The 19,325-nt window shown below is 53.1% G+C and carries 16 protein-coding genes; 8 read left to right on the forward strand and 8 right to left on the reverse strand.

Going from position 1 to position 19,325, the window contains the following annotated elements; genetic code table 11:
- Nucleotides 1-2 precede the first annotated feature (2 nt).
- The gene (locus tag PW844_RS11665) at nucleotides 3-965 is read right to left on the reverse strand and encodes a GlxA family transcriptional regulator (RefSeq protein ID WP_299451734.1); all 963 of its coding nucleotides are present in this window, start codon (nucleotides 963-965) and stop codon (nucleotides 3-5) included.
- A 115-nt stretch (nucleotides 966-1,080) separates the two neighbouring features.
- Between PW844_RS11665 and PW844_RS11670 the strand changes: the two genes are divergently transcribed.
- Both PW844_RS11670 and aegA read left to right on the forward strand, forming a co-directional pair.
- Nucleotides 1,081-1,722: an HD domain-containing protein gene (locus PW844_RS11670; RefSeq protein WP_299451736.1), complete on the forward strand. Its 642-nt coding sequence runs from the start codon at nucleotides 1,081-1,083 to the stop codon at nucleotides 1,720-1,722.
- 121 nt (nucleotides 1,723-1,843) lie between these two features.
- Nucleotides 1,844-3,853: a formate-dependent uric acid utilization protein AegA gene (aegA, locus tag PW844_RS11675; protein ID WP_299451738.1), complete on the forward strand. Its 2,010-nt coding sequence runs from the start codon at nucleotides 1,844-1,846 to the stop codon at nucleotides 3,851-3,853.
- Nucleotides 3,854-3,936: 83 nt separating this feature from the next.
- On the opposite strand, the gene PW844_RS11680 is transcribed toward aegA, so the two are convergent.
- The 5 genes from PW844_RS11680 to PW844_RS11700 form a co-directional block, all read right to left on the reverse strand.
- Entirely contained in the window at nucleotides 3,937-4,245 is a 309-nt protein-coding gene (locus tag PW844_RS11680) for a helix-turn-helix transcriptional regulator (protein ID WP_084879675.1), read from the reverse strand.
- 115 nt (nucleotides 4,246-4,360) lie between these two features.
- Nucleotides 4,361-4,879 (reverse strand): hypothetical protein, encoded by a 519-nt coding sequence (locus tag PW844_RS11685; RefSeq protein WP_299451742.1) that lies wholly within the window; start codon nucleotides 4,877-4,879, stop codon nucleotides 4,361-4,363.
- On the reverse strand, nucleotides 4,869-6,011 hold the full coding sequence (locus PW844_RS11690) for an XRE family transcriptional regulator (protein ID WP_299451744.1): 1,143 nt from the start codon (nucleotides 6,009-6,011) through the stop codon (nucleotides 4,869-4,871). The genes PW844_RS11685 and PW844_RS11690 overlap by 11 nt, the downstream gene beginning before the upstream one ends.
- A 193-nt stretch (nucleotides 6,012-6,204) precedes the next feature.
- Complete coding sequence (locus tag PW844_RS11695) at nucleotides 6,205-7,329, reverse strand: alkene reductase (protein WP_299452031.1); 1,125 nt, start codon at nucleotides 7,327-7,329, stop codon at nucleotides 6,205-6,207.
- 262 nt (nucleotides 7,330-7,591) lie between these two features.
- Nucleotides 7,592-9,124 carry a DUF2235 domain-containing protein gene (locus PW844_RS11700; RefSeq protein ID WP_299451745.1) on the reverse strand — a complete coding sequence of 511 codons (1,533 nt, stop codon included), beginning with the start codon at nucleotides 9,122-9,124 and terminating at the stop codon, nucleotides 7,592-7,594.
- A gap of 544 nt (nucleotides 9,125-9,668) precedes the next feature.
- Here PW844_RS11700 and PW844_RS11705 point away from each other — a divergent pair.
- Complete coding sequence (locus PW844_RS11705) at nucleotides 9,669-10,805, forward strand: porin (protein WP_299451746.1); 1,137 nt, start codon at nucleotides 9,669-9,671, stop codon at nucleotides 10,803-10,805.
- Between the two features lie 59 nt (nucleotides 10,806-10,864).
- On the opposite strand, the gene tkt is transcribed toward PW844_RS11705, so the two are convergent.
- Both tkt and rpiB read right to left on the reverse strand, forming a co-directional pair.
- Nucleotides 10,865-12,859: a transketolase gene (tkt, locus tag PW844_RS11710; protein ID WP_299451747.1), complete on the reverse strand. Its 1,995-nt coding sequence runs from the start codon at nucleotides 12,857-12,859 to the stop codon at nucleotides 10,865-10,867.
- A 20-nt stretch (nucleotides 12,860-12,879) separates the two neighbouring features.
- Nucleotides 12,880-13,338 (reverse strand): ribose 5-phosphate isomerase B, encoded by a 459-nt coding sequence (gene rpiB, locus PW844_RS11715; RefSeq protein WP_021186464.1) that lies wholly within the window; start codon nucleotides 13,336-13,338, stop codon nucleotides 12,880-12,882.
- Nucleotides 13,339-13,776: 438 nt separating this feature from the next.
- Between rpiB and PW844_RS11720 the strand changes: the two genes are divergently transcribed.
- The 5 genes from PW844_RS11720 to PW844_RS11740 are packed head-to-tail and all read left to right on the forward strand — an operon-like array spanning nucleotide 13,777 to nucleotide 19,320.
- Nucleotides 13,777-15,117: an MFS transporter gene (locus PW844_RS11720; RefSeq protein WP_299451750.1), complete on the forward strand. Its 1,341-nt coding sequence runs from the start codon at nucleotides 13,777-13,779 to the stop codon at nucleotides 15,115-15,117.
- Between the two features lie 2 nt (nucleotides 15,118-15,119).
- The gene (locus tag PW844_RS11725) at nucleotides 15,120-16,868 is read left to right on the forward strand and encodes a dihydroxyacetone kinase family protein (RefSeq protein ID WP_299451751.1); all 1,749 of its coding nucleotides are present in this window, start codon (nucleotides 15,120-15,122) and stop codon (nucleotides 16,866-16,868) included.
- Between the two features lie 3 nt (nucleotides 16,869-16,871).
- Nucleotides 16,872-17,648 (forward strand): triose-phosphate isomerase family protein, encoded by a 777-nt coding sequence (locus tag PW844_RS11730; protein ID WP_299451752.1) that lies wholly within the window; start codon nucleotides 16,872-16,874, stop codon nucleotides 17,646-17,648.
- On the forward strand, nucleotides 17,648-18,457 hold the full coding sequence (locus tag PW844_RS11735) for a TIM barrel protein (RefSeq protein WP_299451754.1): 810 nt from the start codon (nucleotides 17,648-17,650) through the stop codon (nucleotides 18,455-18,457). The genes PW844_RS11730 and PW844_RS11735 overlap by 1 nt, the downstream gene beginning before the upstream one ends.
- 5 nt (nucleotides 18,458-18,462) lie before the next feature.
- A complete protein-coding gene (locus tag PW844_RS11740; RefSeq protein WP_084879667.1) occupies nucleotides 18,463-19,320 on the forward strand; it encodes a phosphogluconate dehydrogenase C-terminal domain-containing protein in 858 nt (285 codons plus the stop codon).
- The last annotated feature ends 5 nt before the right edge of the window (nucleotides 19,321-19,325 follow it).

The following is a 19,325-nucleotide window of genomic DNA, read 5'->3' on the forward strand; positions in this document are numbered from 1 at the left end:
CCTTATTTTTTCGCACCGTAGATCTTCCGATAGACCGAGGGTGTCAGACCGGTCACCTTGATAAAGGCTCTGCGCATCACATCACTGCTGCTGTAGCCACACAAGGAAGCGATGGATTTCATCGGGTTCTCGGCACAAAGAAGCTCCTGGGCGCGGGCAATCCTCGCCCCCTCCAGCCATTCTGCGGTTCCCTGGCCCATCTCCTGATTAAACAGGCGATTCACATGGCGGGGACTCAGATTGAGGTGCTGCGCCAGATGCGCCGCATTTTTGACTTCATCAAGATGGGTCAACGCCCAGCGCTGTAAATCCTGTAACGCAGAACGGCCAGCGAGGGAAGTCTGCTGTTTACGGATAAAATGGCCCTGGCCTGCGGGTCGGCGAAAAAACATCACCAGGTTGGCCGCTACATCCTGCGCGACTTCCCGCCCGACATCTTCCTCGACAAAACGCAGCGCCAGATCCATGCCCGATGTCACGCCTGCCGCGGTACGCACCGGGCCGTCGGCGATATAGAGGGCATCGGCATCAACCCGGGTCGCGGGATAACGCAATGACAGCTCTTTCGCCACCGACCAGTGCGTGGTGACCTGCCGTGCATCCAGCAAACCGGTTTGCGCCAGCAACAGCGCACCAGTGCAAACCGAGCCATACCGGTGACTCTGACGACACAGCTGGGTTATGTCGGCAATCTGTCCATCATCCAATACGTGATCGTGAATATCGGGCGCTCCCGCCACCAGAAAGGTTAATCCCGCTGGCGTTGCAAACGTTGCCAGCGCGCAATCCGTTGCAATCCTGACGCCGGAAGAAGACTGAACGCTCCCCCCGGCCAGTGACATGACGCTGGTTTTATACACTTCACGGCGCAGGATACGATTGGCTTCTGCAAAAACATCCAGCGGCCCGGCAACATCGAGCAATTGCACGCCTGGCACTGCCAGGATCACGACGTGATGCAGCATCCTCTTTCCTCATGACGGTTTATGTCTGTATGTCCGATATTGCCCAACTAATACTATTATAGACACTCCATTTCTCTTTTAGAATGAGCGACAGACATTCAACCGGAGAAATAACATGAGCTTCACTCTTCAGGGGGTCCGCATCCCCGATACGCAAATGACCCGTGATACCACCACCTTTATTCGTGACACAGAATCGGACCTGCTGTTTAACCACTCCAGCCGGGTTTTTTACTGGGCAGCACTGGCGGGCAGGCAGCGGGATATCAAAGTCGACCATGAATTGCTGTATGTGGGGTGTATGTTCCATGACATCGGACTGACTCATGAACATTGCAGCTGCGATAAGCGTTTTGAAGTCGATGGGGCCAATGCGGCACGTGAATTTATGCAAAGTTATGGTGTGAAACAGGAAGATATCGACAAAGTCTGGACCGCCATCGCTCTGCATACCACCCCCGGCATTCCTGAGTTTATGGCACCAGAAATAGCCCTTGTTACCGCAGGTGTGGAAATGGATGTGCTGGGAATGGGCTACGAAACCTTTAGCGATGCTGATCGGGAAGCGGTGGTTATGCAGCATCCTCGCACGCCTGATTTTAAGGAGGATATTATCCAGGCGTTCTACGATGGCATTAAACACAAACCCGCAACCACCTTTGGTAACGTCAAGGCAGATGTGCTGAAAGACAAGGACGCGCGATTTACACCGATGAATTTCTGCCATGTCATTCGTCAGTCGCGCTGGCGGAGCTGAGCGTCCCCGAGCATCGCTGCTGTAAGTTTGGGCAAATGAACATTGCCTGTCTCATGTTCAGCCGGTAAATTTGATAACCATACAAAATGAAAGGACTTGTGCATTAAAACGGAGGTTATCAATGAACCGGTTTATGCTGGCGAATAGCCAGCAATGTATAGGATGCCGTGCCTGTGAAGTCGCCTGCGTGATGGCGCATAACGATGAGCAACACGTGTTAAGCCCCGAGCAGTTTCATCCGCGCATTACGGTGATTAAACATCAGCAGCAGCGCAATGCCATCACCTGTCATCACTGTGAAGATGCACCCTGCGCCCGCAGTTGCCCGATGGGTGCCATCAGCCGCATTGGTGATTCGGTGCAAGTTGATCAGCAAAGGTGCATTGGCTGTAAATCCTGTGCCATTGCCTGCCCTTTCGGCACCATGCAGGTACTGGTCAATCCGCTGGGGGCAGGACAGGTGAAAGCCACCGCGCACAAATGCGATCTCTGCCTTGAGCGCCCGGACGGCCCGGCCTGTGCGCAAAATTGCCCGGCAGATGCACTGCGCCTGGTGAATGACGCGACGTTGACAAACCTGGTGCAGGCGCGCCGCCTGCATACTGCCAGCCAGGAAGCGCAGCCATGGCATAAAGTCGCAGCGGCAATGCCGATGCCTGACGATCATAAAGTGCAGCAAATGCGTAAAACCCCACCGCGTGGCGAACCGGATAAATTGCCACTGGCCGCACGAAAAACGGGCTTTGATGAAATCTATCTGCCCTTTCGTGCCGATCAGGCGCTGCGCGAAGCACAACGCTGCCTGACCTGCGGCGAGCACAGCATCTGTGAATGGACCTGCCCGCTGCATAACCATATCCCGCAATGGGTAACGCAGGTGAAAGAAGGCAACATTGCCGCCGCCGTGGAGCTTTCTCATCAGACCAACTGCCTGCCGGAGATCACTGGCCGTGTTTGCCCACAGGATCGGCTATGTGAAGGTGCCTGCACGGTACGCGACGAATATGGTGCGGTAACCATTGGCAATATTGAGCGTTATATTTCTGATCAGGCACTGGCACAGGGCTGGCGGCCCGATCTCAGCGCAGTGCAGCCGGTGAAGAAACGCATTGCCATTATCGGTGCCGGGCCTGCCGGGCTGGCCTGCGCCGATGTGCTGGCACGTAATGGCGTCAGCGCGACGGTTTACGATCGCCACCCGGAAATCGGCGGTCTGCTCACCTTTGGTATTCCCTCCTTCAAGCTGGATAAATCGCTGCTGGCGCGACGTCGTGAGATCTTCAGTGCAATGGGCATCCGTTTTGAGCTGAACTGCGAAATTGGCAAAGATATCGCGCTCGATAAAGTGCTTAACGACTATGACGCGGTATTTCTTGGTGTCGGGACTTATCGCTCGATGAAGGCCGACCTACCCAACGAGGATGCGCCCGGTGTCTGTGAAGCGTTGCCCTTTCTGATTGGCAATACCCGACAGCTGATGGGCCTGCCGGAGAGTACAGAGCAACCGTTTATCAATACCGCAGGCCTGAATATCGTGGTACTTGGCGGTGGCGATACTGCGATGGACTGTGTGCGCACGGCGTTGCGCCACGGTGCTAACAAAGTCACCTGCGCTTATCGGCGTGATGAGGCCAACATGCCCGGTTCACGTAAAGAGGTGAAAAACGCGCGCGACGAGGGCGCAGCGTTTGAATTTAATGTGCAGCCAGTGCAACTGGAACTGGGCGACAGCGGCAAGGTGTGTGGCATTCGTCTGTTGCGTACACAACCCGGCGAACCGGATGCAACGGGACGCCGTCGGCCGGTGCCGATTGAAGGCAGTGAGTTTGTGATGCCTGCCGATATTGTGATTATGGCATTTGGTTTCAATCCGCATGCCATGCCGTGGCTGGCAGACCAGAACGTGCGCCTGGACAGCCGGGGGCGTATCGCCGCCAGCGTCAACAGCGCGTATCGATATCAGACTACCAATCCGAAGATCTTCGCCGGGGGGGATGCGGTGCGTGGGGCCGATCTGGTGGTGACGGCAATGGCGGAAGGCCGCCATGCGGCACGAGGTATGATGGACTGGCTGGGAATCAAAGCTGTACAGGCAAAAGGGGTTAACGGCTGTGGGAGAGTCATTTTCTGATGAGCTATCCAGCCTGGTTGACTTGATTAAGATGGGGCTGCATAAAAAGCGGAAAGTTAACAAAGTGCCATCTGACTATCCGGTCAGACCTGCTTTTCCAGTAAACGGAAAAACTCGGCAATCTTCTCTTCATCGCGTTTGTAATAGGTCCATGGGCCGATGCGGCGGGAGGTGACCAGTTGCGCACGTTGCAGGGCTGCAAGATAGAGTGACACCGTGGACTGCGACAATCCCACCTTCTCCTGAATGATGCTGACACACACGCCAACCTCATCGGCATCCGCATAGGGCTGATCAAAATGCTTTTTGGGTTCTTTGAGCCACTGCAGGATTTCCATCCGAACCGGATTGCTCAGCGCTTTTAGCACATCATTTAATTTTATTTCAGACATTACCCGGTACCCGTTCTCTTATCACGTCGATATATCACGATATTACAATATCCCGATGGGGGATGCACCATCCCTGCTCATTTATAACCCGCATCATCAGGTTCCTTTGTGTGGCCTAAGAAAACTTCTGTATAAATTCCTGTCTTAATGCCTGAGACATCATCAACCCCTGGCCTATAAACACAGTGAACAATCTCAATGCTTCCTGCTTCGTTATATGCTGACGCCTCAAAGCTTCTTCCAGAATCCCACCATGTCTTGCAACCTTCACTTCTCTTTCTGCACAAATTCTTACCACAGCACCATCAGCTGAAAGGCAAGTTGCGTCATTAAGCTTTGAATAAATTATGCATAAGATATCTGCCGTTTTTAGTGCATTTTTCCTGGCTTTTATCTCTGCCATTTCTATGTAGCTTTCTTCTGTCAGATTATTTGTATAATGGTATGCCAGTCTTTTTTGTTGCAAACAGAGAGCAACATCTATGTCAAATCGCCTTTTCAACTCCTCACAAACGTAGGGATCAATCCATACACCGCCGGTGAATAGCTTCCATATAATCTCTAAGCAGTCGGCCTCATAAAAATCCGATAAAACATTTGTATCAACCACACATCGGTCACAATTAAATGGCATCCTGAGCCTCCAGCTCTCCGTACCACTCTTCTAATAAAGAAGCTAACGACTTCCTGTCAAGTTCTAACAGGTCCGCTATAAATCCTTCAGAAGCAGTGCCGTTAAACCATGCCTTCTGAGATAACTCAAGTATCCTTTTATCATAACTTAATGGTTCGATTATTGGCTCAGGTTCGCTAATTCTCCAATTCCGCAGAGTTGCGTAACCCCATAACTTTCCTGAATTATCCTTAGTGATCAGCTTAGTTGATTCTAACCTGGAAATTATTGATGCAGCTGACACCCGGAAAACTTTTTTTAATCTCATTATGGTTTCAGCATAAGCTTTACCACCGCCGGCATTATTAAACTGTCTTCTGATGGCATCTTTTGGCATTAAAAAACATGCTGCAAAATGGTTGGCAATTTTTTCTTCAGGCGAAGTATTACGACCGCTGGTTTTGTATTTTTTTGAGGGACCATCATATTCGTTACGATGGAAAATGATATGCGCATATTCATGACATATACTAAATATCTGTCGTTCTACCGGGATTGAATGATGGTTATTGACAAAAATCGCCGGGCCGTATTTCTCAGAAAAAAGAGAAAAGCCTGACAGCAAGTCTCCCTCTTCTGCGCTCAGGGAAAAAGGAATAACTCTAATATCAGCTGATTCCAGAACAGATACGATATCACCGACACAAGTTGCATTGCCAATCCCTAAACGATTCCTTTCGCTATATGCCTTATCTTCTACTTCCTGAAGAGTTGACTCAGTGGCTTCAAATATTGGCATAGAACTGGGGTATTCATTGACTTTATTTTTATCAGCCGCCTGCTCTATATCATTTATATTCTTTAGTTTTTCGATTAACCTGTTTTTTAGCTCTGGTTTTAATAAATCAGGGTCATCCGCACGTAAGGCAATACGATAAGAATCAGAACCCGATTCATAAAAATAATCGAGAGGCTTATCAAACAACTTAGTTAAAGTTATCAATTGAGCAACATCAGGCAAAGCCTGAGATTGCTCGAATCGGGCATAAGTTTGGCGCACTAATCCTAACGCGTCCGCTACCTGTACCTGAGTCATCTTCGCGCTTTCTCTTGCCTCTACCAGTCTACCGGCAATGATAGATTTGATATCCATATGTTACCCTTTATTAACTTACTGAACGAAAAATTCAGCATTGGTGTTAGTTTTTGCTAACACTGATTATGTTCGCAATCCTTCACTAAAGATACGCAATATCACCTATTAAAATAATATCAATCGATAGGTTAAAACTTACAAAAACCCGCCGTAACGGCGGGCAAGAATAAGACAGTGTTATCACAGCAGATCACTCGTACTGCGGATAGTCGGTATAACCCTTCGCTGTACCACCGTACATGGTGGCTGCATCGACAGCGTTCAGCGGCCAGCCATTGGCTAAACGCGCCGGTAAATCAGGGTTAGCAATGAAGGGGCGACCAAAACCAAAGATATCACCCCAACCAGCGTTAAGGATGCGTTCCGCGCGTTCTTTGGTATAACGCCCCGCATACATGATGGTGCCACCAAAGATATCGCGGACTTGCTGGTAAAACGCGACTGGCAACTCCGGTGCGTTATTCCAGTCGGCTTCAGCGAGAGAAAGGTAAGCGATGCCAACTTCCTGCAGGATTTTAACTGCTTCAGTATAGGTTTCGTGCGGGTTGTCCTCGACCAGCCCCAGATAGACACGCTCTTCTTTTGTGTCGTTGAACAGCGGCGAAAAACGCACACCCACGCGATCTTTCCCGGCGACATCGGCAACCGCCTGCACCACTTCACGCAGAAAACGCAGACGATTTTGCAAAGAGCCACCATATTCGTCTTCACGCTGATTACTGTGGATGGACATAAACTGATTCACCAGATAACCGTTAGCACAATGAATCTCGACGCCGTCAAAACCGGCATCCAGTGCATTCTGCGCAGCTTTGGCGTACATCTTCACAATGTCCTTCACTTCGCTGGTTTCAAGCGCGCGCGGCACAGAGGCCGGTGCCAGCGTGCCAGTACCCGGACCTGTCTCAATAAAGACTTTAACGTTATCACCCGCAGGGATGGCGGAGGGAGCCACGGGCGCGGCTTCCCCTGGCTGCAATGACGTATGCGAAACCCGGCCTACATGCCACAGCTGGGCAAAAATGATGCCACCACGGTCATGAACCGCGCGGGTGACTTTGCGCCAGCCTGCAACCTGCTCAGCACTGTGGATCCCCGGAGTCCATGCATAACCCTGTCCACGCGGCTCTATCTGCGTTCCCTCAGTGACCATATAACCCGCACTGCTGCGCTGGCTGTAGTATTCCGCCATTAATTCATTGGGAATATTTCCCGGCTGTGAACTACGTGAGCGGGTCAGAGGCGGCAATGCAATGCGGTTTTTCAGGGTGAACGGACCCAGATGGGTGGTGGTGAAGAGAGCGTTGTTATCCATCATGATACCTATATATCTATATTATTAAATATGAATGAGTGATTAAAATCCGAGCAGATCGAATGACATATCAGGGGGATTATCCGCTGCTCCAGAGCAGTTATGTGTCTGGTGTGAAAAGCATGCTAATCGTCATATTGAGATTTATCAATATCTAAATTTACAAAGAGCAAGCATAAATCGTCTTACTCTCTGTTTTTAGGTCGTTTTTTATTTTCCACTGAATGGGGGGCGTCCCCCATTCCCACTAAAGGCCCACTTCTTACTGAGTAACTCGTCCTTTCAACGATGTGATAATCATCGGCTGCACCGGTGCTGTCCAGCTTCCCGACGTTTGCGGCTTACAGTGCTTCAGCCTTCCAAAGGTAATCGTTTTTCCTTCGAGTACAGGCAGCATCTCAATTAAACGATTATCCAGCCAGATTGCCAGATAAGATTGCCGGGGAGTTTTGAGCAAAGTATACGAAAGTGTCTGTGAGCCTGAGTCTAAAGCTGAGAGGATTTTGTTATCCAGATGCAATGACAAAGTCGTCATTGCATCTTTCATTTTGTAGTGCAGGTTCGTTAATCCTTTACTCTCATCGATGAAAACAGAGTCAGCTTCTACTGAATTCGATACATCTTTAACATGAACGCCCGTGCGGTCACGCGACAATACGAAACTGGCGTATACCGTTTCGATCTGTGATGAATCCAGCATCGCGCCCCGGTCGGTATTCGCATTGATCATCTGCTGCAACCGGTTCAGATTGTCACGACGCTGTTGACTACTCTGCGGTTTGACTTCCGCTACCACCTGCTGACGTGAAACTTTCTGCACCCGGTCAGGATCTGGCGCACCGAATAATATATCGAGAAAACCACGGGAATCATGTTTGCCATTTGTTAATGGGTCAAACGTTGTATTCCAGCAATTTCCAGGCATCAGCCCCATCATATAGAGGAACTTCTCGGTCAATACGATATAGAGATCGCCAATACCCTCAGAATAAGCAGCACCAATATCAGAATGCGCCCCAGGCAAATGGATAATATTAAGTCGTTGAGGAAATCCTGCCTGCAACTCTGTGGTACTGAGCTGTTCGGAATCAGGAACAACTTCCACCGTAGGGGTAAAGAGCAGATTACGCTCTTCATCTGTCGCCACAAAATGGACAAGATAATCGAGCGAAACCGGGATACTCAAGTCCAGACGATTTCTTTGGCCCGTGGCAACCGTGTCATAAAAAATGGCATAGAAATGCGGTGATACCGCTGACTGCGGTAATTTATTGTGCCACTCCTTCGTCACCTGATTCATAAACTGGCGTGCTGTCGCAGCCCCACGGCTAAAGCCAGTCACAAAAATGCGTACGACAGCGTGGGGATCGTCCGTTTTCCACTTTTCAGCCTGCCTGAAAAAGTCTTCTGCTGCCTGGTTTGCGACATGTATTCCACTATTGCCAGTGGCGGCATCACGCCGACTAATTTCTTTACCCTGCATCCCTGCCCCAGGATAATAGATGGCGTTGACAGTACGAGCGATTCTCGCCACCAGTGTTTCTCGCTCATCCAGGGGAATTCTCTGGCGATCATTCATAGTTCCATCAAAGGCAACTTTGTAGAGATAGACCGTTTCCCCTGGTTCTGCTGCCGTCAGTAATGGTGCATTCCTCGCGAATGCAGAGGCCTTCTGTATTTCTTTGCGATCCAACGGGCGCACAGCAATAGGTCTGCTACCTGAAAAAAAGCTACTGCAACTTGCTATGCTAAACATAGCGATGATGCTAATAATAACCGGGCGTAAACATTTCATATTCTTCCTTGATGCGTTTGAAAAATAATCAGATATATCCCTCTTTATATCTCCCGACATTAAAATTACAATTCAATTCATTAATTGAACGAGGTATTTATAAAGTTATTTTCTATTCTGCCACTCTGATAAATTATTTGTCTGCCTTAAGTTAAATTCCTGTCACCTTCACTCCATTCAGTTAACATTTCATCAACCAACATCTGACCGATTTTTATCCAGAGAAGCGCCCGGACATTGCTCGAGTGGACAGGAGAAAATGACAGCCAGACTCAGGAAGTCTTATGATATCGAGCCTAAAGCGTCTTTTCGCATAAATTGGTAATTTAGATTAATAAATAACCCCGATGTATGTAATTCAATCTGATAAAGTTCGATACCTCATCATTTCTCGCGCATATTCTCTTCAGGTTAGTCCCGTTACTGATAACTATTCTTATCAATGCTGAGTGATATAAGAATTTTATATATTCAATACATTTCAATCATGGTAAAAATTTCAGCCCGCTTTTTCTAAGCGTTATCATAATAAGAAATGGATACTATGAAAAAACTCACCACATCACTATGTCTCACCACAGCCACGTTGCTGGTCGTAGCCAATTCAGCGCACGCTGAAATAACCATCCTTGAAAAGAACAAGGACAGCAATGCGCTGTTAGCGCCGCTGAGTCTGCAATTTGGCGGCAGTATTCGCCCTGAATTCATTTTTAATAATGGTCCGGAGCCGGGTTATTATAAAAATGGGCATGACGGTGGCACCCGTTTCCGCTTTAGTGGCGATTACGCACTCAGCCAGCATACGTCGGTCATTGCCATGTATGAAGTGGGCGTCGATCTGGCCAAAGCTGCCGGATGGGATAGCCACTATCCTGAAGGTAAACAGCGTGATACGCAGAGGAAACTGTACGCGGGCATCAAAGATGACCGTTACGGTACCCTGACCTACGGCCACCAGTACGGCATTTATTACGAAGTTGTGGGTATGAAAAGTGACGTCTGGGATAACGACGGTCACGCGGGTGGCACCGGTATTGGTATCAACGGCAACTACGACGGCGCAAACAGAGCCAAGAATAGCATCAAGTATAAAAATACTTTTGGTGACCTGACGGTTTATGCCAATTACCTGTTACCAGAAGATAACCTGAATGCCGGGGATGGCCTTTTCTATCGTCGTAATAGCGGCCAGGGTTTAGGCTTCGATTATAATCTGACTAAATCGCTGACCCTGAGTGCGGCTTACAGCATCACGAATGCCACCATGCGTGATAATGATTATAATGAGAAGAAATACCATCAGCAGCTGTCGGGTACTGCGCTGACGTGGCAGCCAGGCAACTGGTATATTGTGGGAACCGCAAGTTACTACAAAGACTTTGTGCCGAGCACGCGTTATTCAACCGTCGATCACTATTTTGCCGGTAGTGGATATGGTCTGGAAAGTTTCGTCGGTTACACCTTCAATATCGATGCCCCGTGGTTTAAATCGGTACAGCCTTATATTGCTGCCGACTCACTGCGCCTCAAAGGTGATGAAGAGTATCATGCTAACCACACCTATTTAGGTGTGGGCAGTAACTTCGGCCATGGCTTATCCTTGTACGTAGAACGCACCATTGCCAGCACTTCAGATAATGAAGCAGACGCAACCTGGATTACGTTATTCTACGACTTCTGATAACGGTTCTGTCGTTAACTAATAATAATGGAGCATCATCGCGATGCTCCATTTTTTTCTCAGGCCAGCACGGAGCGGGCAACTTCCAGCACCTTCGCCGCGGTAAAACCAAACTCTTTGAACAGCAGTTCTGCCGGAGCCGACTCACCAAAGGTAGTCATGCCGACGATAGCGCCGTTCAGGCCGGTGTACTTGAACCAGTAATCTGCGATACCGGCTTCAATTGCCACGCGCGCAGCCACTGCTTTCGGCAGCACGGATTCGCGGTAGGCCGCATCCTGCTTGTCGAACGCATCGGTAGACGGCATGGAAACCACGCGTACTTTGCGGCCTTCGGTGGCCAGCTGGTCGTAAGCGGCTACTGCCAGTTCCACTTCTGAACCGGTGGCGATCAGGATCAGTTCCGGCTGACCGGCACAGTCCTTCAGCACATAACCGCCGCGCGCCACGTTCGCCAGCTGTTCAGCCGTACGATCCTGCTGCGCCAGGTTCTGGCGGGAGAAAATCAGCGCGCTCGGGCCATCCTGACGCTCGATAGCGTATTTCCACGCCACCGCAGATTCCACCTGGTCACACGGACGCCACAGGCTCATGTTCGGGGTGGTACGCAGGCTCGCCATCTGCTCAACCGGCTGATGCGTCGGACCGTCTTCGCCCAGACCGATGGAGTCGTGGGTGTAGACCATCACCTGACGGATCTTCATCAGCGCCGCCATACGCGCGGCATTACGCGCATATTCCACGAACATCAGGAAGGTGGCGGTGTACGGCAGGAAGCCACCGTGCAGCGCGATACCGTTGGCGATGGCGGTCATACCGAATTCACGCACGCCGTAATGGATGTAGTTACCGGCCGGGTCTTCGTTGATCGGCTTAGAGCCGGACCACATGGTCAGGTTGCTTGGTGCCAGGTCAGCCGAACCGCCGAGGTATTCCGGCAGGATTTTACCGAAGGCTTCGATGGCATTCTGCGACGCTTTACGGCTGGCGATTTTCGCCGGATTCGCCTGCAGCTGCTCAATGAATTTCTGTGACTCTTCTGCCCAGTTGGCCGGCAGCTCGTTGTTCATACGACGTTTGAATTCAGCCGCCAGCTCCGGGTGCGCCGCCGCGTAGGCCGCGAATTTCGCATCCCATGCCGCTTCTTTCGCCTGACCGGCTTCTTTCGCATCCCACTGCGCGTAGATGTCTGACGGGATTTCAAACGGTGCGTAGTCCCAGCCCAGCTGTTTGCGGGTCAGCGCCACTTCCGCGTCGCCCAGCGGGGCGCCGTGGGAATCATGGGTACCGGCTTTGTTCGGGGAACCGAAACCGATAATGGTTTTGCACATCAGCAGAGAAGGCTTGTCGCTGACCGCTTTAGCTTCTTCCACCGCTTTTTTGATGGCGTCAGCGTCGTGACCGTCCACGCCGCGCACCACGTGCCAGCCGTAGGCTTCAAAGCGTTTTGCGGTGTCGTCGGTGAACCAGCCATCCACGTGACCGTCGATAGAGATGCCGTTGTCATCATAGAAGGCAACCAGTTTGCCGAGTTTCAGCGTACCGGCGATGGAGCAGACCTCGTGCGAGATACCTTCCATCATGCAGCCGTCGCCCATGAACACGTATGTGTTGTGGTCCACGATGTCGTGGCCCGGACGGTTGAACTGCGCCGCCAGGGTGCGTTCAGCGATAGCGAAACCGACGGCATTGGCGATGCCCTGGCCCAGCGGGCCGGTGGTGGTTTCAACACCAACGGTGTAGCCGTATTCCGGGTGACCTGGAGTTTTGGAATGCAGCTGACGGAAGTTCTGCAGCTCGCTCATTGGCAGATCGTAACCGCTGAGGTGCAGCAGGCTGTAAATCAGCATTGAGCCGTGGCCGTTAGACAGTACAAAGCGGTCACGTGCGGCCCACTGCGGGTTCGTCGGGTTATGGTTCAGAAAATCACGCCACAGAACTTCGGCGATATCTGCCATACCCATCGGGGCACCCGGGTGTCCCGATTTGGCTTTCTGTACTGCATCCATACTTAACGCGCGAATGGCATTGGCCCGTTCCCGGCGTGATGACATAGGATTCTCCAGTGGTAAAGTTACTTCGCCTGACAGACCTGTTCGTAATAACCGATCTTTTCGACTTTCGCCGTCGAGCCTCCCCCTTCAAACTCAGAAGCCAGCCAGGCGTTGACGATGTTCTTTGCCAGTTCCGGTCCAATGACACGCGAGCCCATCGTCATAATCTGTGCATTGTTACTTTTACGCGCACGCTCCGCAGAGAAGGTGTCATGGCACTGCGCCGCGCGCACGCCTGCGACCTTATTTGCCACTATCGCCACACCGATGCCGGTGCCGCACAGCAGAATGCCGCGATCGTGCTCACCCTGCTGGATAGCCGTTGCCAGCGCAAACGCCACATCCGGGTACATCGGACGATCATTCTGCGCATCATTGCTGTAGTCCTGTACATCGTATTGCTTCTCTTCCAGATAGCGTTTAATCAGGTTTTTCAGATCGATGGCCGCATCATCGGCACCAATGGCAATGGTTTTCATACATCTTCTCCAGCAGGTTATGCGCTCAGGCCTGTGATCTTCGCAGGCGATCTACTCTTCTCATACAGCCTGCCACAATATCGTTCATATGTTCAATATTAGTTCTTTTGTTTTTGTCGGGAATGTTGAGTACATTGCGACAACGAAGCCCTTTCAGCTGTGAATCCAGCCGGAATAAGGCCTGAAGTCCGAAATATTGATCAATTTCCTAACATATGAGCCGCCTCACATTTTTCGGAAATGGCGCTTGAGAGCCGCTCATTTATACGTGTAATGTTCATTTGTTCGCTACAGACACTAAAGCACAAGAAGACCCCTGAAGGACTCGAACATGTGTAATCAGCCCTGTATTTCGCCGTTCACTTGCAGCCACTACGCCGTATGCGTCTGGCCAACACCGCTTATCAAGATCAACCACGCACGTCATGGAGGTGCGTTATGAGAAAGCCAAATCTGGCGGCGGTGGAGCAATCCGCTATCCGCAAAATATCCTGGCGACTGGTCCCCTTCGTCGCCCTGATGTTCTTTATTAACTTCCTCGATCGCACCGCGATCTCCTTTGCTGGCCCAAATGGAATGACCCAGGACCTGGGCATCACCGCACTGCAATTTGGTCTCGCTTCCGGGGTGTTCTTTATCGGCTACATCTTGCTGGAAGTGCCAAGCAACCTGGCACTGCATCGTTTCGGCGCACGTCGCTGGCTGGCACGTATCATGATCAGCTGGGGGATCGTGTCATTGCTGTTCACCTGGGTGAGTAGCGTGCAAGGCCTGTATACCCTGCGCCTGCTGCTGGGGATTGCCGAAGCGGGCTTCTTCCCGGGGGCGATTCTGTATCTCAGCATGTGGGTACCCGCCCGCCATCGCAGCAAAATCCTGTCGCTGTTTTATCTGGCACAACCGCTCACCGTGGTATTTGGCGCACCGCTGGCCGCAGGGCTGATTGAGCAGCACGGCCTGTTCGGCCTCGATGGCTGGCGCGTGATGTTTATGGGCGTGTCGATCCCGGCGATCCTGATCGGTATTGCAGCCCTGTTCTGGCTGGTGGATGCCCCACGTCAGGCCAAATGGCTAAACGAGGAAGAAAAGAACTGGCTCACCAGCGAGCTGGAAAAAGAGCATCAGACGAAACAGTACCAGGCACATCACAGCGTGCGTTCGGTGATGGGTAATGGCCGCGTCTGGATGCTGTGCCTGATTTACTTCGGCTTTATTTATGGTCTGTACGCGCTGGCGTTCTTCCTGCCTACCATCATCTCGGGCTTCCAGCAGCAGTTCGGCACCACCTTTAACGTGATGCAGAAAGGGTTGATCACTGGCGTGCCATATCTGATCGCCGCTGTCGTGATGTTCTTCTGGTCAAAAGATGCCACCCGACGCGGCTGCAAAACCTGGCACATCGCCATTCCCGCGCTTGCGGGTGGCGTCAGCGTTCCGATGGCGCTGTATATGGATTCACCGCTGGCCACCATTCTGGTCATTGCGATTACGGCCAGCTCGATTTTTGCTGCCTTACCGAATTTCTGGACCTTACCGACTCAGTTCCTGACTGGTGCTTCTGCCGCCGCGGCTATCGCCCTGATCAATACCCTGGGTAATGTCGCCGGTTTTTCAGCGGGCTATATCACCGGCGCGTTGCATGACGCCACCAGCAGCTATGCCCTACCGATGTTTGTGGTGGGTGGATTCATGCTGCTGTCCGCCATTTTGATGCTGCTGCTCAATCGCCGCCGCTCGCAACCCCTGCATCAGCCAACTTCTCTCGCACAGGAGCAATAATAATGACGTACCTGTTTAACCAACCTTCAGCTTTTGCCGCTGAACTGATTGAAGGATTTGTCGCTGCTAACGCCGACAAAGTTCGTCAGGTACCCGGCGGTGTGGTGCGCAGCACACGCAGCCAGCCGGATACCGTCGCCGTTGTGGTGGGGGGTGGCTCCGGCCACTATCCAGCCTTCGCCGGTCTGGTTGGGCAGGGTCTGGCACACGGTGCCGCGATGGGAAATCTGTTCGCCTCCCCTTCCGCGCAGCAAATCTATAACGTGGCGCGCGCCGCTCACAATGGCGCGGGCGTGTTGCTGATGTTCGGCAACTATGCCGGTGATGTACTGCATTTCGGCCAGGCCTGTGAACGCCTGCGCGCCGAGGGCATTGCCTGCGAAGTGCTGGCGGTGACCGATGATATCTCCAGCGCCAGCGTCAGCGAGCGCGAGAAACGTCGCGGCGTGGCCGGTGATCTCACGGTATTTAAAGCAGCCTGCGCGGCAGCTGAAGCCGGTTATGACCTCGCAGCGGTGCTGAAACTGGCGCAACACGCTAACGAACGTACCCGCTCCTTTGGCGTGGCGTTTTCCGGCTGTAGCCTGCCAGGGGCAACGCATCCGCTGTTTGAAGTGGAAAAAGGACGCATGGCGCTGGGTATGGGTATCCACGGTGAACCCGGCATCAAAGAAGACGATGTTCCACGCGCCGATGTGCTGGCAGAGATCTTTGTCGATCGGTTGCTGGGTGAACTGCCGCCAGACATCGGAAGCCCAGCTGGACAACGTGTTGCGGTGATCCTCAACGGCCTCGGCTCAGTCAAATATGAAGAACTGTTTGTGGTGTATCGCCGCGTCGCGCAACTGCTGGCAGAAGCGCAGTTGCAGGTGGTGGAACCGGATGTCGGCGAGTTTGTCACCAGCTTCAATATGGCCGGTGCCTCCCTCACCCTGATGTGGCTGGATGATGAGCTGGAAACCTTCTGGCGCGCTCCAGCCAATACCCCTGCCTACCGCAAAGGCAGCGTGATCGCCGCCGAACCACTGAGCGCCGCCGAATGTGTGGAAAACGCCGAAGACCCCCTGCCCGAGGCCAGTGCGGAATCACAGGAAAGTGCGCAGCGCGTGCTGCACATGCTGGAGGCAATCGCCGCCATGTTGCAACGCAATGCGCAGCAGCTGGGCGATATTGATGCGGTTGCAGGTGATGGCGACCACGGCATCGGGATGGAACGTGGTTCCCTCGGTGCGGTGGCAAAAGCCCGAGATGTCGCGGCACGCGGGGCCGGTGCAGGCAGCCTGCTGTGTCGTGCTGCGGATGCCTGGGCAGATAAAGCGGGTGGAACCTCCGGGGCATTGTGGGGCGTAGCGCTGACGGCGCTCGGTACTGCGCTTGGCGATCAGCAGGCACCTGATGCACAGCGTGTAGCCAACGGGGTATTGCACGCCAAAGAAGGCATTATGCATTTTGGCAAAGCCCGCCCGGGTGACAAAACCATGGTGGATGTACTGGTGCCGTTCAGCGATAACCTCAATGCCGCCGTCGCCAAAGGCAAGACGCTGACGGATGCCTGGCTGGAGGCGGCCCAGGTTGCCGATCAGGCAGCGCAGGCCACCGCACAGCTGTTACCCAAAATGGGCCGCGCACGTCCGCTTGCTGAAAAGAGCCTGGGTACACCGGATGCCGGCGCGATTTCGCTGGCGATGGTGGTCAATATCGTGGGTGGCCTGCTGAAAGAACCGGCCACGACGACCGAGCAGGGAGCCTGAAGCATGGCGCAACCGACACTCTGGCTCGGCGTCAGCCTGAAAATGTACTTTGGCTATCAGCAGACACTGGCGTGGTGCCGGGATGTCGCCGGGCTGGCACAGCGCCATCCGGCGATCCAGAGCGGTGAGATCGGGTTGTTTGTATTACCTGCTTACCCGGCCATCCCGGCGGTCGCGGAGATCTTTGCCGATACGCCGGTGCGCTTCGGCGGTCAGGATGTCTGCCAGGCCGAAAACGGTGCCTGGACCGGCGAAGTGAGCGCCAGCATGTTGCAGGAGCTGCGCTGCTCACTGGCGGAAATCGGCCACGCTGAACGTCGTCGGCATTTTCATGAAGATAAAACCCAAATCGCCGCCAAGGTGGCGATGTCGTTACGTCATGGCCTGACGCCGGTGCTGTGCATTGGCGAAGAGCATGAGGGTAGCCCCGATCAGGCCATTGCACTCTGCGCACAACAGCTGGCAGAAGCGCTGGCAGAAGCGGAACAACAGGGCCTGCGCGGCAGCCTGTTGTTTGCTTACGAACCCCAGTGGGCGATTGGTGCACCGCAACCCGCACCTGACCACTACATCCGGGCGGTGTGCGCTGGCCTGCGCCAGTTACCCACTCCACCCGGTATTACCTTACAGGTGATTTACGGCGGCAGCGCCGGGCCGGGGCTGATCCAGCGTCTGGGAGGCAGCGTCGATGGGCTGTTCCTCGGCCGTTTCGCCCATGACCCGAACGCGCTGACGCAGATTGTTGATGAAGCCAATGTGCTTTTAAAGGAGATCCGTTAATGAGCCGTATCGGACTCAGTACCTATGCGTTTTTCTGGCGCATGTCAGCAAAAGTCCCTCACCCGCTGACGCTCAGCCAGATGCTTGAGCAGACTGCGGAGCTGGATGTTTCAGTGTTCCAGATTTGCGATTACCCGGCGATTGAAAGCTGGTCAGACGAACAGTTGCAGACGCTGCGTCAACAGGCCGATGCGCTGGGCATTACCCTGGAACTGGGTACCCGTGGGCTGGGTACCGCGCACCTGCGCCGCTACCTGCATATGGCCGCGATTCTCGATGCCCGTGTGGTGCGTTCCATGTTCTACACCGCCGATCATCGCCCCTCTCTGGAAGAGGCCAGCGAACTGATCGCTGCCGTGCTACCGGACTTTGCCCGCCAGCAGGTGCGGCTGTGCCTCGAAACCTATGAGCAGGTCAACAGCGCCGCCATGATGTCGGTAATCAACAAATTCCTCTCGCCGTGGCTGGGAGTGTGTCTCGATCCCGCCAACTGCGTAGCCGGGCTGGAACTCCCTGAGCAGGTGATTGCCAATACCGCCGCGCGCGTTGGCAACCTTCATATCAAAGATTTTGCCTTTACCCGTCGTGATGGCTGGGTCGGATTTACCTTTGCCGGTTGCCCGATGGGGGAAGGACTGCTCGATTATGACCGCATGATCGCCAGCGTGCGCCCGGCGGAAAAAGGTATCAATCAGATCGTCGAACACTGGCTGCCCTGGCAGGACGACGCCAGCCTGACCTGCGAGCGCGAAGCCGAATGGACGCGCCGCACCGTGGAATTCTTACGTAGTAAACAAGATCAGGAGTAATAACCATGAGCAATACACTGAAAACTATCACCGTGATTGGCGCAGGCGGCAAAATGGGCATGCGTATTTCTGCCAATTTCCAGAAAAGCGATTATCAGGTGTTTTATTGCGAAAATTCGCCGAAAGCCCAGGAGCAGGTCACTGCCCAGGGACGTGAGCTGTCGGATGCGGCATCCGTGGTGCCGCTCAGTGACGTGGTGATTCTGGCAGTGCCGGATATCGTACTGGGCAAAGTCTCTGAAGGCGTGGTGCCGCAAATGAAGAAAGGCGCCGTGCTGCTGACCCTCGATCCGGCCGCAGCCTATGCCAACCTGATTGCTCATCGTGATGGCATCGAATATGCCGTGGCGCACCCCTGCCACCCTTCAGTGTTTCTGGCGCGTTATACCAAAGAAGAACATGCCGATGCCTTTGGTGGCGTGGCCGCCGTACAGCACGTTGCAGCGTCCTATGAAACCGGCAGCGATGAACAGAAAGCGGAGCTGAGTAAAGTCATCAGCGTGATGTACGGCCCGGTTGAGCAGGTCCACTGGGTGACCGTGACCCAGCTGGCCTATCTTGAACCGACGCTGGTGGAAACCGTCGCCTGCATGGTCGGTGCCTTTATGAAAGAAGCGCTGGACGAAACCGTCAAACACAGCGGCGTACCGGAGGAAGCGGCGAAAGCGATGTTGTATGGTCATATTCAGATCGCGCTGGCGGTGGCGTTCCGTGCCACCAACCCCTTCTCCGATGCCTGCATGATCGCCATGGAATATGGCCGTGAGAAGATCGTCAAACCAGACTGGAAACAAATCTTTGACCAGAAAGAACTGGATATCGTTATCGCCCGCATGCTGAAAATTGACGCAATCCGCCGTTAACCGTG

This window comes from Pantoea sp., assembly GCF_028283705.1.
In the GTDB taxonomy this organism is placed as follows: domain Bacteria; phylum Pseudomonadota; class Gammaproteobacteria; order Enterobacterales; family Enterobacteriaceae; genus Pantoea.